Genomic DNA, 17,454 nt, shown 5'->3' with positions numbered 1-17,454 from the left:
TTGATATCGAGATTCGACGATGAGAAAGAAGTTCCTTCACGTGTGACAAAGGTTCTAATGATGTTACAAACTACGACAAGATATGATGTTTAAACTATTGATAGAGAATGCTAGACTAAGAAAAGATGGCAAGAAGAATGTTGCAGGAAGGTGTGTTCAGGTGCCGAATTTCTTTCGTGAGTTGGATATTGGTAAAAATATAAAAGCAATCGAATGGTTAAAAGCAGAATTGCTCGATAATACTGCCGGATTGTTTCGTGCGTTTCTCAAAGGCAATGAAGAGATATTGACGGATTATTTAAGCAATATTGTCATTTTGGCTTATACATTGGGACGGCGATTGGGAATCGGATACAAACAACTCGATCAGCACATGTTGGACAAATTGACAAAAAACACGTTGCCGATCCAAAAAAACAGCGAGTGGTATGGAGATTTGTCAGAGTTTAAAGAACATATTGGCAAGAGGTGAACGGACATGGGAGGAAAGATGAGGAGACAGCACATCCGGGCTGCCACGTTTTTGTTCGCACTATTGCTGATTGTAGGCGCTGTAACACCGATTGCTCCTATGATGATTTGGCTGTTGCCGGCGCCATTATTGTATATGTGGCTATATGGCGAGCGAGTTTGGGTCATGATTCTTTGTTTGATGACAGCGTTGCTTACACTGTTTGGCGGTTCGATGGCATATCTGGCGATTCCGGTCATCATTTCGGCAGTGATTGCCGCCACTGTTGGAGAAGCGTGGCGGCGAGGCCAGTTTCCGTTGATGCCATTGGCAGTCGGTACGATTGTGACTGTTGGGATGAGCGTATTTTTTATGGGCCTATCTTTTGCCTTGTATGGATTTAGCATTCCGAATGAGATGGGCCAAGAAGTAAAGCAAATGATTCTGCAACATGCATTCGTTCAAGCAGAAAGTGACTCTATAAATCTAAAAGTCATGGCAAATGATTATCAATCGATGATTCAACATGATTTTCCATCCATTCTTGTCATGGTATGTTTTTTAATTATATTTGCCAATGTGTACCTGGTTCGCCAAAGATTTGCTAAGCATGATCAGTCAAAGAACTGGAACGCCAGCTTTGCTGACTGGAAACTACCGGTATCGGTCGTGTGGCTGAGCTTAGGTTCCTTTGTACTTTCTTATGTAAATTGGCCAAATGATTTGACAATTCTTCCAATTTTAATGGAAAATGTAATGATGCTTAGTAGTTTTTTTCTTGCATTACAAGGATTGTCTTTGATTTGGAGAGCAATTTCCCGGTATCATATAGGAAAATGGAGTATGCTAGCGATTGTTGCAAGCAGCATGTTTCATATCGTCTGGTTGGTTTATATTGCATTCGGAATTTTTGATTGTTTCGTTCAAAATCAAAGAAATAGCAAAAGGAACAAATAGAGGATACAAAATCAAGGATACAAATGAGTAGGGAGTTGATACGAATGAAAGTTATTTTATTGCAAGATGTCAAAGGTCAAGGGAAAGCTGGGCAGATTAAAGAAGTCTCGGAAGGATATGCCCGTAATTTCTTATTGCCAAAAGGGCTGGCGAAAGAAGCAACTTCTGCCAATATACATGCTTTGCAGGCACAAAAGGAGTCTGAAGTCAAGAAACAACAACAAATGCTGGAAGATGCGAAAAAACTTGCTGTAACACTGAATGAAATGACTGTAACGATTCCGACAAAAGTTGGAGAAGGCGGCAAAATTTTTGGCGCCATTACTGCAAAACAAATCGCGGACGGCTTAGCTAAAATGAAAGTATCGGTTGATAAGCGGAAAATCCATTTAGACGAACCCATTCGGGCACTTGGCACGACTGTCGTTGCCGTGAAACTGCATCCAGAGGTAAGTGCTTCGTTGCGGGTTCATATTATTGCGGAGTAAGTTATGAAACGGTTATTGCAAAAATTAAGTATTATACCGCATTCCAAGTTACAGGAAAAGTTGGAGAATGAGCAGGCCGTTCGTCGTCAGGTTACAGCATTGTTTGGAATTTTGAGTCATATTTATGGAGCGGACAAGTTGGTGCTGCGGGCAGGAAAACTGGATGCGGTCTCCTTGATGCGTTCCAATGTATTGGAAGAACGCGTTCTCGCACTGCAAAGAATCGTCTTTGAGAATGCAAACTTGCAAGAGAAGCCGGCATTTGAACAAATTCCGGATATTCTCAACCAGATTGAAGAACATTTGGCAGATATGATTGCCAGAAGAGCCGTAGAAGAAGATTTGGAAATTAAAGTAGCTCAGCGCATGCAGGATAAACATGACGAATACATTCGGGAAGTTCGGAGTCAAATTGTAAAAGAAAACAACGGTCCGGAAAATGCGCAAACTCTTAAAAAGTTTGCACAATTGGAAAAGCTGGAACAGACAAAATTGTCCCGTTCTACGTATGAACTTTTGCGTCCCCAATCATTCGGCGAAATGGTAGGGCAGAAACAGCAAATTCGCGCATTGGTTTCCAAATTGGCCAGTCCGTATCCGCAGCATATTCTGATTTACGGGCCACCGGGAGTCGGGAAAACGACAGCAGCGCGAATTGCTTTGCAAGAAGCTTGTAAAATCAAGGGTTCCGTATTCCATTCGGATGCACCTTTTGTGGAGGTTGACGGCACGACTTTGCGTTGGGATCCGCGGGATATGACAAATCCGCTGTTAGGCTCTGTGCATGATCCGATTTATCAAGGAGCCAAACGGGATTTGGCAGACTCTGCCACGCCGGAGCCGAAGCTTGGACTCGTGACAGATGCACATGGCGGGGTTTTGTTTATCGATGAAATCGGTGAATTGGATCTGATGCTGCAAAACAAGTTGTTGAAAGTTTTGGAAGATAAGCGAGTGCATTTTGAGTCACCGTATTTTGATCCGGATGATAAGAATGTACCTCAATATATTCGCAAATTGTTCGAAGAAGGAGCACCGGCAGATTTTATCTTGATTGGCGCAACGACTCGTGATCCATCCGAAGTCAATCCGGCACTGCGTTCCCGCTGTGCGGAGATCTACTTCGAACCGTTGATTCCACAACAGATTGAGCAAATTGCCAATGGAGCAGCCCAAAAGCTAGGTGTTGCACTTGAGCATGGCGTAGCTGAAATGATTAGCCGATACACGATTGAAGGCCGGAAAGCGGTCAATGTATTGGCAGATGCGTATGGGATTGCCTTATATCAATTACAAGGACAGAAAGAGACCGAGTGTGAATCGGTAGCAGTTACGATTCGCAAGGCGGATGTTCAGGAAGTTTTACGTGTCAGTCGATTGGTTCCTTATCGAAATGCGAAGAAGAGCAGCAACAGCAAAATCGGGAAGATACACGGTCTGGGTGTTGCCGGATTTTTGGGATCTGTCATTGAGATTGAGGCGGTTGTATATAAAGCGAAGGATGCCGGTAAAGGCCGTATTCGTTTTAATGACACTGCCGGCAGTATGGCAAAAGATTCTGTATTTAATGCAGTGTCTGTCATTCGATCCATTACGGGAATCGATTTGTCAGACTACGATGTACATGTCAACGTGATCGGCGGCGGGAAAATCGATGGACCAAGTGCAGGAGTTGCGATCTTTTTGGCGATTTATAGTGCTTTGATGCAAAAACCGATTCCGCAACATATTGCCGTAACAGGTGAAGTTTCCATTCAAGGTTTTGTCAAACCGGTCGGCGGTGTAGTCGAAAAAATATTTGGAGCAAGACAAGCAGAGATCACGCAGGTGATTGTGCCTTTTGATAATGCGGCAGATATACCGGCCGGCCTTTCTGATATCGATGTCACTACAGCAATTACTGTTGAAGATGTATTGCAGTTTGTATTTGAAAAAAATACAATAGATGACGAACGAATGTTTGTAAGTTAGGAAGGGGATAGGAATGGAAGAACAAACATTTGATCGCCTTCCCCCACAGCACATTGAAGCGGAACAGGCCGTCCTGGGAGCAATATTGATCGACCCGGATGCCTTGATCACCGCTTCAGAAATTGTGCATCCTGCCGATTTTTATCGGGCTGCACACGAAAAGATTTTTTTGGCAATGCTGAATTTGTCAGAACGGCGGGAACCGGTCGATATCGTTACGCTGACTGCGGAACTGCAAGCGCAAGAATCGCTGGAGGACGTTGGCGGAATTGTCTATTTGACACAATTGTCCAATTCTGTCCCTACAGCCGCCAATGTAGATCATTATGCGGCAATTGTCCATGAAAAGGCGGTTACCAGACGGCTCATTCAGGTAGCGACACAGATTGCCAGTACAGGTTATGAAGCAGCTCACGATGTAACGGAATTGCTGGACGATGCGGAGAAAAAAATCTTTTCATTATCACAAGAGCGAAATACGCGGAACTTCACTCATATTAAGGATGTACTGGTAGATACGTTTGAACGGATTGAGACACTGTATTCCAATAAAGGGGCAGTTACTGGTGTTCCAACAGGCTATCCGGATCTTGATCGCATGTTGTCCGGATTTCAGAAGTCCGATTTGATCATCGTAGCCGCCCGCCCATCTGTGGGGAAAACGGCGTTTGCACTTAATATTTCGCAAAATGTTGCACTTCGGACCCGGCTGCCTGTAGCGATTTTCAGTCTGGAGATGTCCAAAGAACAGTTGGTGCAAAGGATTCTCTGTGCAGAAGGAAACCTGGATGCCGGGCGCATGCGGACAGGATACTTGGAAGATGATGATTGGCCCAAGTTGTCGATGGCAGTGGGAACGTTATCAGAAGCCCCGATATACATTGATGATACACCGGGAATTACCGTTTCGGAAATTCGATCCAAGTGCCGCCGATTGCAGACAGAGCACGGGTTAGGCCTGATTCTCATCGATTATTTGCAATTGATTCAGGGCCGTCCGGGGCGGTCGGAAAACCGGCAACAAGAAATTTCGGAAATTTCCCGGACGTTAAAAGGACTGGCTCGTGAATTGAATGTTCCGATCATTGCACTGTCTCAGTTAAGCCGTTCGGTGGAGCAAAGGCAAGACAAACGTCCGATGCTCTCAGATATTCGGGAATCGGGAAGTATTGAGCAGGATGCGGATGTAGTCGCGTTTTTGTATCGGGATGACTATTACGACAAAGAATCAGAAAAGAAAAATATCATTGAAATTATCATTGCCAAACAGCGGAACGGACCGACCGGCACAGTTGAATTGGTATTTTTAAAAAACTTTAATAAGTTTGTAAGTTTAGAGAAGGCGACATCATGAATCAAGAGATCAAACTATTGAGCGATACAAATGACGCGCAGGATACACATCCTATAAAGCCATATGTCGAATGGGACGAATCTATCGTCTTGCCGAGCCGAAAAGAGCGCAAGCATGGAACGCACGCCAACACTCTTTCTGATGTGAACGAGTTGCCTTTTGTTGAAACAGTCAAAACAGATGAAACCGTTGAAAATGGACATTCCCATAAGCCTTTAACAAAAGAACAATTGCGAAAAAAGCGAGTCAGATATGTCCGTGCAAAGCGTTTGATCCGAGGGATTCAACGCGTTTGTTTACGGATATTTGTTTTTGTTGTTTTCTTGTTATTGATTTTTTGGTGGAAATGTGTGTACATATATGATTTACCCGTATATATCCAACAGGAGTTTCCCGGAATTCATGCGTATCTTGCCTGGAAGCCCTGGACATTTGGGCCGCCTATCCTAAATTTAAAAAGCTATGGCAACCCGACCGATGAGAAAGAGATGGCTCGTTACTTAATCCGGATGGATCCCTATAAAGATGTAGTATTGCATCCGATTATCCTGTGGAGATTTAAGGAACACTAATATGTATGACAGTTCTGAAACGAATAAATTGCGAACGTTATTTCTATGATGATCGATAATGTTCGTATTTTAGTTGACAGGTTATAGTATACCTGTTATAGTCGATCATGTATTGTTTTGTTTTCTTATGTTTCTAAGGATATTTGGAGGTGTTGTCAATGGCAACCGTAGTGGTCGTTGGTACCCAATGGGGCGACGAAGGTAAAGGCAAAATTACCGATTACTTGGCAGAAAAAGCACAGGTTGTGGCACGTTATCAAGGTGGAAATAATGCGGGTCACACCATTTACATTAACGGAAAACAATTTAAGCTAAGCCTGATTCCCTCCGGTATTTTCTATAATGAAAAAATCTGCGTACTCGGCAATGGCATGGTCATTGACCCAGGTGCACTTGTAAGAGAAATCGACTATTTGCAAGCAGAAGGTATATCCGTCGAGAATTTGCGGATTAGCAATCGTGCACATGTCGTTATGCCATATCACAAAAAGTTGGACGAAGTAGAAGAAGAACGCCGTGGCGATAACAAGATTGGTACGACAAGAAAAGGGATTGGCCCCGCTTATATGGATAAAGCTGCCCGCATCGGCATCCGCATCTGTGATTTGTTGGATAAAGAGGAGTTTGAAGAGAAACTTCGCAACAATTTACGGGAGAAAAACCGTCTTTTGGAGCGTTTTTATGATGCGGAAGGGTTTACTGCCGAAGAGATCCTTCAAGAATATTTAGGGTATGCGGAACGTATTCGCAAGTTCGTAACAGATACGTCTGTGATTTTAAATGATGCGATTGATCAAGGCGAGGATGTATTATTTGAAGGCGCTCAAGCCACCATGTTGGATATAGACCAGGGTACATATCCGTACGTTACCGCATCAAACCCGGTTGCTGGCGGAGTATGTATTGGTTCCGGCGTCGGTCCATCCAAAATCAATCAAATTATCGGCGTTGTCAAAGCATACAGTACACGCGTTGGCGATGGCCCATTTCCGACGGAATTGCACGACGCAACAGGCGATCACATCCGTGAAACCGGTCACGAATATGGGACTGTGACAGGGCGCCCGCGCCGGGTCGGTTGGTTTGACAGCGTTGTGACAAGACATGCCCGCAGAGTCAGCGGCCTCGACGGAATTGCTGTTACTCGTCTTGATATTCTGACAGGGATGGATACATTAAAACTTTGCAAAGCGTATAAATATCGCGGTGAAGTGATTGAGTTTTTCCCTGCAAGTCTAAAAATGCTTCAGGAATGCGAAGCCGTATATGAAGAAATGCCTGGTTGGACAGAAGATATTACGAACGTGCGCAGCTTTGATGAGTTGCCTGTAGCAGCACAAAACTATTTGACAAAAATTGCTGAATTGACAGGTGCGCCATTAGCTATCTTCTCCACAGGCCCAAATCGGGATCAAACGGTTGTAGTAAAAAGCATATATTAGGAATGGCTCTTTAAGTTTAAATAGCGAAAAAATAAACAGCCAAAAAATAAATAAAACTTGAAAAAAAACCTTACAGTTTTTTGTAAGGTTTTTTTTGTATAATATCAATATAACTTCGATAATTATCTTTATCTCGTATCATTTGAAATGAAATTGGGTGAATTGGAGTTCGCTTTAACCTTCAATAAACAATATGGAGCGCCGAATATTTGGACAAGGGAGCATCTAGATGAAATCACTATTTTTCAATTTGTTACATATATTCGCAGCCATTCATGATATGAATGATGAAGAGGAAATTCAACATCTTTTATTGAATGGATTAGAAAATGTCCTAACCACTGTCCGATGTTCGATCATGCTATTGGATGAAGCAAAAGATGAATTGGTAGTAACAGCAGCCAAACATTTGCCGGAACCGTATATTCAGAAAACTTCTCGAGTGCCAAACGGAGTCGGTGCTTGTGGGTATGCTTGCAAATACAACGAGTTGAAAATCGTCAGTGACATGCGCCGGGATCCATTGTGGAAACCGTATTTATCATATAGTGAAGAAGCGAAGCTCCGGGCGGTATGGTGTGTGCCCATCACTTATAAGAACTTTACATATGGTACGCTCGCATTTTATTATGATCAGGTTGCATATCCGAGTGAAGAAGATGTGATGTTGGCCACCTGGTTAGCCAGACAAATTGCCGTTGCCATCCACCATGTACGGTTGCAGCAACAACGCAAACAAGAACAAATGGACATTATTTCATCTTTCGTACAAGCTGTCGAGCAACGGGATCAATATACGTTTGGACACTCCCAGCATGTCGCTGAATATTCAAAAATTCTCGGGGAAGCAATTGGTCTGTCAAAAGAATTGTTGGATCAGTTATTTAATGGCGGATTGCTGCATGATATTGGTAAAATACTGACGCCTGATCGCGTTCTGCTGAAACCTGGGAAATTATCCAATGAGGAGTATGAAATCATCAAAAAACATCCGGTGCATGGGGAAAATATGATTAAAAATATACCTAATTTGAAACCATACCTGTCCATTGTACGACACCATCATGAACGCATGGATGGGCAGGGATATCCGGATGGATTGGCAGGAAATGAGATTCCTCTGCTGGCGAGGATTGTTTGTATTGCAGATTCCTTTGATGCCATGACTTCCAAACGAGTCTACCGAACGAATATGCCTTTTGAATTGGCCATTCGTGAACTGACTCGCTGTGCGGGTACACAATTTGATAAAGATTTGGTAGATGTATTTGTAAAGATCATACCTGAAAAATTCCCGGATTTTAAGCGCCATATAGTGAATCGCAGCCATGTATCGAAATAAAGCGTTATGAAAATCAAATGAAAGATTCATTTCTCACGAAGTGAATCTTTATTTAGTCTCCCGCCCGTTTTATTGAAATATCCGTTAAGAGGTTTCGGGATTTCGGCGAATCCAAATTCGATTCCAAATCTTAACCGATATTTGTATCTATCAATCATGATATACTTTTTGATAGATGCAAGGAGTGATATAGAATCATGTTTCTTATAAAGCATGTGACGCAACAGAAACAGACACAGTCGATCAGCCGGCGCGGCAAAGTCTTGTTGATCAGTTGTATGATAAGTCTCTTGTTGATCGGATCTTTCTACTTCCTTCATAATAAAAATATTGAATCTTATGTGTATCCAATCGCTAGAGCGGCACTAAAAATTCATGTGGAGCATGAATTTTCTCAAGATCAAATGTACCAAACTGCACATCTGACGATATATTACCAAACACCTGATAAAACATTGGTTCCCGTCATGGGAAAATTGGCAGAACAGGATATTAGCAAGATCGATCAATTGTTATCATTCCAATTACAGGGAAGAGTTCCTGTCATAGTCTATCCGACACGCAATGCGATGCAAAAAAGTTTTGGGTGGAGTGAAAATCAATCGGCTGTCGGCGTGTATTGGGGCGATACCATTGGATTATTAAGCCCGCGCTTATGGTTAAAAGGTGATGAATTGGATATGGCAACAGATCAGACATCAACTGTCTGGCTTCATGATTTCTCCAAAACATATCGGAAAAATTCTGCTTTTGCACATGAATATACGCATTACGTATTGGATCAACAATTGAGTGATAATTTTCCTCGCTGGTTCACGGAAGGGATGGCACAATATGTTGAATACAAAGTGCAAGGATATGAGTGGATAGAACCGGACAATTCCCTTCAACAGAAACTTTATTCATTACGTGAATTGACAGATCAGTTCGATGATCTTCCCAATCAGTCTTTAGCGTATCGGGAGTCGTTCATGTTTATTCGATTTTTAATTGAGGAAAAGGGTTGGGGCAAGTATTTAAAATTGCGCGATGCGCTTGCATTGCACCATCTGTTTTCCAATGCCGTTCAAAATGCGTATGGCATGTCGCTGAATGAATTGGAGAGTCAATGGCACAGATATATAAAAAAGGAGCATGTAATGTGAAACAGAAAATTCTTGTCATAGAAGATGAAATGCCGATTGCTGAAATTTTAAACTTTACATTGTCAAAAGAAGGGTATGACGTAAACGTTGCCTATGATGGAGAGGAAGCGATTGAAATCGCCCAAAAAGTACACCCCGATCTGATCTTGCTTGATGTGATGCTGCCCAAAAAAGACGGGTTTCAGGTATGTCGGGAAATTCGCACGTTTTCCGATAAGCCGATTATCATGCTGACGGCACGCGACACGGAAGTAGATAAAGTGCTTGGTCTCGAATTGGGTGCTGACGATTATGTGACAAAACCCTTTAGCTCCCGGGAACTGCTTGCAAGAATCAAGGCCAATTTGCGTCGTTTACAAGGAGATCTTCCGTTGGAAAAGCGGCCCCGGTGGATCATAGATGATTTGGAAATCGATACAGAGACATATGAAGTGAGACGCAGCGGTGCAATCGTAGACCTGACGCATCGTGAGTTCCAACTCCTGGAATATATGGCGCGTCATCGCGGGATCGTGTTGACACGAGAGCATTTGCTGCAAGAAGTATGGGGCTTTGATTATTTGGGCGATGTGCGAACGGTAGATGTGACGATTCGCAGACTGCGGGAAAAAATTGAGGACGATCCCAGCAACCCGGTATTTATCCTGACGCGGCGGGGAGTAGGTTACTCGCTGAAGCGGTAAGGGGGCTTCTTGCTTGTTTAAAAAGGTACAGTGGAAACTGGTCATGACTTACCTTTTATTAATTTTGTTTGCCATGCAGCTGATCGGTTTCTATTTTATGCGGGAGATCAACACATACTTTATCGGTCAATTATCGTCAAATTTGACAACACAAGCACGACTGCTCGCCGATTATCTCAAACATTCATTTTCCGATCAGGGGAACTCCGCATCTCCGGAAGCGAATCTGGATATGGATAATTTCGCTTATACATTTGCACAGCTTACGGGCGGGCAGATTTATATTCTAAATAAGAATGGCGTGATTGTAAGCACTTCAGCCAGTAAGACGCTAATAGGACAGAAACGGATTCAAACACAAGTGACACATGCATTATCTTCGGGAGTCAATGATACACCGCAGCTTGTCGATATGGGAGAAGGCAGAAGGTTTATGGTGTTGGCAGTGCCGATTCAAGATAGCGATCAAGTGGTAGGTGCTGTGGATCTGGAAGTTCCGATGAAAGGAATTTATCAAACGATTTACAGAATCTATTGGATTTTCTTTTCCGGTACGTTTTTGGCACTTGGTTTGACAGCCTTTCTGGGTTTTGTAATCGCACGTACGATTACGGTTCCTGTTGTAGAAATTACCAAGAAAGCGAAGGAAATGGCAAAGGGAGATTTTAGCCAGAAAGTATTGATTCATAGCGACGATGAGATCGGTCAATTAGGAGAAGCGTTTAATTATTTGACAGATCGTTTAAAAGCGGCTTTGGAAGAAATTGAAGGGGAAAAGGATAAAATTACAGCCATTCTTCTGCATATGAGCGATGGTGTGATCGCGGCGAATCAAAGCGGTGAAATTATGATTACAAATCCTGCGGCAGAATCGATGCTTGGCAAAAAGAAAGGGGAGCTAATCGGCAAACCGCTGATTGACTGCATCGATCTGTCTGACCTTGCAACATCTGCAGCAGGCTCGATTATGAGTGGGGATTCTCCCTCCAATGTCATATTAAAGGGTCCCAACGGAAGAACTCTGCATGCCTATCTGACCTTTTTTCGCGATAAAGGTTCCATTCATACAGGACAGATTTTGGTATTGCGTGATGTCACCGAATTTGAAACACAAGAACAAATGCGCAGAGAGTTTGTCGCAAACGTTTCCCATGAAATTCGAACGCCGCTTACTACCATTTCCAGCTATTTGGAAGCCTTAATGGATGGTGTTTTATACGATCCATCCATCAGCTTGAAGTTTATTCAGGTAATCGAAAATGAAACAAAGCGCATGGTGCGTTTGGTCAATGATTTATTGCAGCTTTCACGCCTCGATGCGGGGATCATAACATGGAATTTTCAAACGATTCATTTGCGTGATGTGTTGCAAAGTGTGTATGAACGTTTTCACTTGGAATGTATTCGGCAGCAGATCCAATTGGATTTTTCGGAACCGGATGATGATTTAATCGTGTATACGGATCGGGATAAACTGGATCAAGTGCTCGATAACATCTTGTCAAACTCATTAAAATATACGCATGCAGGCGGAAAAATCCGGCTGGAGGTGGAAGGAACGGAGGATCAGCGAATTGTATTTCGCGTGGCGGATACAGGGATTGGGATTCCGAAAGAAGATCTTCCGAAAATTTTCGATCGATTTTACCGGGTGGATAAAGCTCGTTCTCGAAAAATGGGTGGAACAGGACTTGGGTTGTCCATTTCAAGACAAATGGTTGAGGCGCACGGCGGTACGATTCATATTGATAGCGAGTTAGGGAAAGGTACGGTTGTTACGTTTACGTTACCGCAAAAAGGTGGTCGATGATATGTGGGAACGATTGAAATCATGGTTGTTAGCGGCACTTGTTATGATGAGTCTCGTTTTAACGTTTACGATTTGGACAAGCATACCGACAAATGGACCCATCGACCAACCGACTATTTTAACAACTGTCTCCTATGGCAGAGATAAAACAGTCAATCAATTGGTATTCCCTGACCAGATTATCGCTCATTTCGGTGCAAATAAACATGCTGTCTTGCGCCCGCAATCCGATGGATATGCTTCCATCTTGAGAGAACTGCAAAAATCCTCCATCTACGATATAAAGCCGATTCAATTTACAAACGAGGAATGGAAACGTGCAGTCAACGGCCACAGTATCGAGATGCAATTCTCATGGGATGTTCCCTTTGATATTGTGAGCCATTTATTTCCCGGCATCAAGATCGTGGAGACGAAACCAACCTGCAGAAGAATTTTTATCACTGCTGACAGCAATTTTCAAAACATGCGCATCATCTTTATGAACATTCATAATGTTGGAACATCCTCGTATATTGCACATGTAAACATGGCAGGAGAGTCATTTGCAACTTTGCTCCATCAACTGCAAAGCAAAGAACCCAATTACGTTCTGTATGGGTTTACGATGGAGCAATCGTACTACCTTCCTGAAAGACAATTGCAGTTGCCGATTTATACGTATCGATTGGAATCCTTTAATGTCGATCAACTGACCAATTCTTTTTTTGTAGATCCTTCGTTGACAAAAAAGATTAACGAACGGGATGGGTCGTTTATTAAAACAGATGGCAGTCGGGGTGTAAGTTTTAGTCCTCAATTGGCGCGTGTTCAATTTACAGATCCGGTCACCAACTGGAAGAATGAAGCGGTATTGCCTGAAAAACAAATTGGACAAGCAATCACATTTGCCAATGATCATGGGGGAATTCCGGATTATTCGCAGATTTCCATGGAAAATCCCAATTATTCTGTAGGTCCGGATAGCACGTATACGATTCAGGAATATATTGATGGAATCCCTGTGGAAGGCGCTTTAGGATCGATTCAAGTACGTCTTCAAGGCAATGAGGTAACGGAATTTCAACGATCGGATTTATATCTCGGGATGCAGATGAAAAAATCGTTTCAAAACGCATTGTCTGCATCGGAATTGCTGGATCGGTTGACGAAGGGACAATCGATTTCCGAAAATTCGATTACGCAAATCATGTTGGTGTTTCTTCCAATCCGCAACGATAAAAAGCAAATGCAATTAGAACCTGTTTACAAGATTACGCAAAGTTCCGGCGGAATACATTATGTAGATGCGCTTTCCGGGACTTTGCTCGATCAGGAGGCCAAGCATGGATTGGAGTAAGGCAAAAAATTATTTGATCATTACCTTTTTATTCCTTGATCTCTTGCTAGGCTACCAATGGTGGACGATTCGCCATCAGGCATCCGTCTATGTGGATTCCTTTGCGGATGAGGTGGCTTCTGTCAAGGATTTATTGGCGACAGAGCATATTCGTGTAAAAGCGGATATTCCGAAAGATACGCCAACATTGTCGTTTTTGCGTGCCAGATATAAAACTTTAAATATGGAAAAAATCGCACAAACGGTTTTGGGACATGCAAAACCGACCGAGGTAGATCAAGCAACACAACATGTGATACAGTATCAAGGTGACCATGGGGAAATGCTCGTTTTGGCGCCCGGTTCCTATAGAGCAAGTTGGCATACAGGAGATCAGATCGTTGTCGGCAATATTGAAAAAGCCAATGTTTTGGCGAAAATTAGCCCGGCATTGACAGATCAACTATGGGATGGCAACCAATTTAAGAAAGATTATGCAACGGTCGATAATCAGGGGACAGGAACCGCATATTATAGCATGCAATATCAGGGATATCCGATCTTTCCGGCGATGTTGGCGATTGAACTTGATCACGGGAAAATTACCGGCTACCAGGAAACGTTGCTGGATGTCACGGAAGAAGAAGGAATGAAGAAAAGGCAAGTGTTGTCTGCCGTAAGCGCATTGCGATCGTTGGCGACTTCATTCACGAGCTCTTCAAAAAATAGCCTGTCATCGATAGAGATACGAAATATTCGTTTAGGATATTATGGAAAACCCTACAATGAAGATGATTGGTATCTGACTCCGATGTGGAGGTTCGTTACGAATACGACTACATTTTATGTCAATGCCATTACGGGAGAAGTAGAATCGACGCGGTAGTAGAATTGTGGCGATAGGATAGTAGTAAGAGGATAGCAATAAGAGATTAATAGCAAGAGAATACTGGATAAGCAAGGAATCGCAGAATAGGGAGGGGCAAATGATTCGTTTTAGCATATTGGCAAGTGGAAGTTCCGGGAATTGTATCTATGTAAGTACAGAGCAATCGTCCGTATTACTGGATGCAGGTGTAAGCGGCAAGCAAATTCAATCCGCTCTTGAAGAAATTGCGGTAAGCGGCAGTGATTTGGACGCAATCTTGGTTACACATGAACATCAAGATCATATTAAAGGCGTTGGGGTCGTTGCACGCAAGTTTGCATTGCCCGTTTACGCAACAGAGGGTACGTGGTCGGAAATGGACTCCCAAATTGGGCAAATTCCGTTGGAGAGAAAGCGGATTGTAGCGGCAGAGGAAATTCTTGAATTTGGCGATTTGAAAATTCAGCCCTTTCGTATTTCACACGATAGCAAGGAGCCGATTGGATTTTGCTTCTTTCAGGGAGATACAAAATTGACCGTATTGACAGATTTGGGATTTGTTTCGGATCGAATTCTTGAGATTATACAAGATTCCAATGCGTATATTCTTGAGGCGAATCATGATACGGAGATGTTGAGAGTAGGCCCTTACCCTTGGAGCCTCAAACGGCGAATTCTGGGGGATAAAGGGCATTTATCCAATCAATCGGCTGGGGAGGCATTAGTCGAGCTTGCAAATAATCAGTTGACAGATGTATATTTGGCGCACTTGAGCCAGGACAACAACACACCGGAGTTGGCGGAAATAACCGTACAGTCGGTTTTGCAGCAAAATCGGATCGAAACATATCGATTACATAAAACGTATCGCAACCGGCCGACAACTTTGCAAGTGCTAGGGCAAGCAGAGAGTCTGCAGAAGTAAGAAACATCGTCAAAACAGGGGAGCCGACCGAAAATACCATATTGAAAATTAGTAGGAGGGAGACTCGTTACGTTTATCTGCCTGATAGATAAAAGCCAGGAGCTCTGCTACCACTTGGTAAAGTTCAGGTGGAATTTGCTGCTGCAAATCCAGTTTCCCCAAAATTTCTACTAACGATGGGTCTTCTTGAATGGGTATATCGTATTCTTTTGCCTGTTCCAGAATTTTTTCAGCAATTTGTCCTTTGCCTTTTGCCACAACAATCGGCGCTTCATGCATTTCCGATTGATAGCGCAGCGCAACCGCCTGTTTTTGCTTTTTCATATACGTATATCCACTCCTTTGTAATTGGTTATGCTGTCAGGCGGAGATTGGGAAAAAGAAGTTGTCGATGCGGGTAAAGGCGCAATTTTTATATTTGAAAGCACATAGCCATGATCGGCTAACGTTTGTCTTAGTTGTTTTTCGAAATGCTGTACTACGCCCGGAATCCATGTCTGGTTATTATATAAAGTCACTGTCAGTATTGTATTGATAATGGATACATCAAGGATCGTTTCGCCCATGTGTTCCATTGTTAAATAAAAAAACAACCGGCAATTGTCTTTATCAATCCCTTTCTCGCCTTTTTTCTTGGATTCAATATGGATCCATGCATTCTCTCGCTGCAGACCCGGCATTGGAAATTGCACGGTATATTGGACAAAGGCAGTTGGAGTATTGTCACTTGCCATCAGTTGTTGTCCGGTAATATGATCGACAAGCTGCTGCATATCTTGTTTGAGTGCATGGGGCAAATGACCTGCCTCAGGACTTTGCAACAATTGCAGTATTGCTGCTTTTACAGATCCGGTATGCTGTGCCAAAGAAGACGGATTCGTCATAGATGCCTGCAGAATTTGCCGCTCATGCTCCATGCCGAATTGTTGCAGCAAACGAAGGATTGGTTGCGGATCGTTCAACTGTTGATTGGGCAAAGATTCCCGTGAAGCGGCCTTTGATGTATTTTGAGTGCCTCTTGGATCGAACTGGATTGGGAAGGCGGCATTTGCCGCTTTGGCAGTTTGCTTCGGCCAATCGTTACCTGTCAACGATGTTGGACGCACTGTAGCGTTCGCTGGGACTTCTGCCGTGGGCGTTTCTGAAGCGAGATTTTCAAATTCCTGTTCTGCGCCGCTGCGGTTCCTTTGGTTATCCCATTGATTTGTGATCCCATGGAGAGTTTCCTTTATGGATTGCAACTGCGCGACCAACTGGTTTACATAGGATCGCAACTGTTTTCCAATCGAATCTTGCCCGTCCGGCGCTGAGGAGAACTGTTGCATGTTTTGTAAAAGATGATCCATTTGCGCAGAAACATTTTCGTTTTTTTGAAACGCGCGTATTCCCCGAATTGTATTCTCTGTTAACGGCAGACCCTTCTTTGTTATGATTTGCAAAACTTCAATCAGATCTTCGGAAGCGCCAAATTTCTGTGTGATTTCCGGTAATGCTTTCATAAGCTCTGTCGATACTGGAATCTGATATTCAAACAGTGATCCGAGAAACGCCAATTGATTTTTTGTTAAAGGTATGGAAACGGCTTTGGCAAGATCGGATAACGTGCCGCCCGCTGCTTGATTTTGGGCCGTCTTTGCATTCGATGGCTTCGGAATAATTCGCAGAGTAATCGGATTTTGTTCCGGCTGAACTTGCAGCCAAATGTTTTGACCAGGTTCTAAAGCCGCTTCTAATCGCGCGGTGACCAATAAGGACCCAAGTTGCACAGTTGCCATTTTGTCGGACAGCAATTTTAAAACGGTACCTTGCAAAATCTGACCGGGACGCAACTCAATGGCCGTAGAAGAGATATTTGTAAAATGGCTGATTGCCTGGTTGATATACATTGGAACGTTCATTTATTCACTTCCCGATCCTGTCAGTTTCAAACCATTGTAACATGGATTTAATAGAGGATGTTCAAAAAGTAGTCAAAACTCCACGGCGGATTGCTTTGCCGAATCCCAAAGAGATTTACTCATGTACCAAACACGTACACTCCGTCGCCTTTTCGTGCTTCGACTTCGCACTCCTTGTGTCTTACTTAATCACTTTTTGAACACGCACTATAAAGAAGAAAATAAAAGAA

Annotated in this window: 16 protein-coding genes; 14 read left to right on the top strand and 2 right to left on the bottom strand. The window is 43.1% G+C overall.

Annotated elements, in window-relative coordinates; translation table 11 throughout:
- The first annotated feature begins 160 nt into the window (after positions 1 to 160).
- The 14 genes from LSG31_RS05630 (at position 161) to LSG31_RS05565 (ending at position 15,326) form a co-directional block, all read left to right on the top strand.
- A complete protein-coding gene (locus tag LSG31_RS05630) occupies positions 161 to 472 on the top strand; it encodes a MazG-like family protein (protein ID WP_347438414.1) in 312 nt (103 codons plus the stop codon).
- 6 nt (positions 473 to 478) lie between these two features.
- Positions 479 to 1,408, top strand: coding sequence for a DUF2232 domain-containing protein (locus LSG31_RS05625; RefSeq protein ID WP_347438413.1), 930 nt, complete (start codon positions 479 to 481; stop codon positions 1,406 to 1,408).
- Between the two features lie 44 nt (positions 1,409 to 1,452).
- Entirely contained in the window at positions 1,453 to 1,896 is a 444-nt protein-coding gene (rplI, locus tag LSG31_RS05620; RefSeq protein ID WP_347438412.1) for a 50S ribosomal protein L9, read from the top strand.
- 3 nt (positions 1,897 to 1,899) lie between these two features.
- A complete protein-coding gene (gene lonC, locus LSG31_RS05615; protein WP_347438411.1) occupies positions 1,900 to 3,867 on the top strand; it encodes a Lon family ATP-dependent protease in 1,968 nt (655 codons plus the stop codon).
- Positions 3,868 to 3,880: 13 nt separating this feature from the next.
- On the top strand, positions 3,881 to 5,221 hold the full coding sequence (gene dnaB / locus LSG31_RS05610; RefSeq protein WP_347438410.1) for a replicative DNA helicase: 1,341 nt from the start codon (positions 3,881 to 3,883) through the stop codon (positions 5,219 to 5,221).
- On the top strand, positions 5,218 to 5,793 hold the full coding sequence (locus LSG31_RS05605) for a hypothetical protein (RefSeq protein ID WP_347438409.1): 576 nt from the start codon (positions 5,218 to 5,220) through the stop codon (positions 5,791 to 5,793). The genes dnaB and LSG31_RS05605 overlap by 4 nt, the downstream gene beginning before the upstream one ends.
- Before the next feature lie 158 nt (positions 5,794 to 5,951).
- Positions 5,952 to 7,235 (top strand): adenylosuccinate synthase, encoded by a 1,284-nt coding sequence (locus tag LSG31_RS05600; protein ID WP_347438408.1) that lies wholly within the window; start codon positions 5,952 to 5,954, stop codon positions 7,233 to 7,235.
- Positions 7,236 to 7,464: 229 nt separating this feature from the next.
- The gene (locus tag LSG31_RS05595) at positions 7,465 to 8,577 is read left to right on the top strand and encodes an HD domain-containing phosphohydrolase (protein WP_347438407.1); all 1,113 of its coding nucleotides are present in this window, start codon (positions 7,465 to 7,467) and stop codon (positions 8,575 to 8,577) included.
- Positions 8,578 to 8,774: 197 nt separating this feature from the next.
- On the top strand, positions 8,775 to 9,722 hold the full coding sequence (locus LSG31_RS05590) for a peptidase MA family metallohydrolase (protein WP_347438406.1): 948 nt from the start codon (positions 8,775 to 8,777) through the stop codon (positions 9,720 to 9,722).
- Entirely contained in the window at positions 9,719 to 10,405 is a 687-nt protein-coding gene (yycF, locus tag LSG31_RS05585; RefSeq protein ID WP_347438405.1) for a response regulator YycF, read from the top strand. The genes LSG31_RS05590 and yycF overlap by 4 nt, the downstream gene beginning before the upstream one ends.
- Before the next feature lie 13 nt (positions 10,406 to 10,418).
- On the top strand, positions 10,419 to 12,215 hold the full coding sequence (locus LSG31_RS05580) for an ATP-binding protein (protein ID WP_347438404.1): 1,797 nt from the start codon (positions 10,419 to 10,421) through the stop codon (positions 12,213 to 12,215).
- 1 nt (position 12,216) lies between these two features.
- Positions 12,217 to 13,554 carry a YycH family regulatory protein gene (locus LSG31_RS05575; protein ID WP_347438403.1) on the top strand — a complete coding sequence of 446 codons (1,338 nt, stop codon included), beginning with the start codon at positions 12,217 to 12,219 and terminating at the stop codon, positions 13,552 to 13,554.
- Positions 13,541 to 14,419 (top strand): two-component system regulatory protein YycI, encoded by an 879-nt coding sequence (gene yycI, locus LSG31_RS05570; RefSeq protein WP_347438402.1) that lies wholly within the window; start codon positions 13,541 to 13,543, stop codon positions 14,417 to 14,419. The genes LSG31_RS05575 and yycI overlap by 14 nt, the downstream gene beginning before the upstream one ends.
- Positions 14,420 to 14,522: 103 nt before the next feature.
- Entirely contained in the window at positions 14,523 to 15,326 is an 804-nt protein-coding gene (locus tag LSG31_RS05565) for an MBL fold metallo-hydrolase (RefSeq protein WP_430734267.1), read from the top strand.
- A 48-nt stretch (positions 15,327 to 15,374) separates the two neighbouring features.
- Here the strand turns inward: LSG31_RS05565 and LSG31_RS05560 are convergent, their stop codons facing one another.
- Positions 15,375 to 15,650 carry an EscU/YscU/HrcU family type III secretion system export apparatus switch protein gene (locus LSG31_RS05560; RefSeq protein ID WP_347438400.1) on the bottom strand — a complete coding sequence of 92 codons (276 nt, stop codon included), beginning with the start codon at positions 15,648 to 15,650 and terminating at the stop codon, positions 15,375 to 15,377.
- The gene (locus LSG31_RS05555; protein WP_347438399.1) at positions 15,647 to 17,224 is read right to left on the bottom strand and encodes a hypothetical protein; all 1,578 of its coding nucleotides are present in this window, start codon (positions 17,222 to 17,224) and stop codon (positions 15,647 to 15,649) included. Before LSG31_RS05555 ends, LSG31_RS05560 begins: the two co-directional genes overlap by 4 nt.
- Positions 17,225 to 17,454: the final 230 nt, after the last annotated feature.

It is taken from the genome of Fodinisporobacter ferrooxydans (assembly GCF_022818495.1).
Taxonomy (GTDB): domain Bacteria; phylum Bacillota; class Bacilli; order Tumebacillales; family MYW30-H2; genus Fodinisporobacter; species Fodinisporobacter ferrooxydans.
The sequence above is the reverse complement of the archived record's forward strand: the minus strand, read 5'-3'. Positions and strand labels throughout refer to the sequence as shown.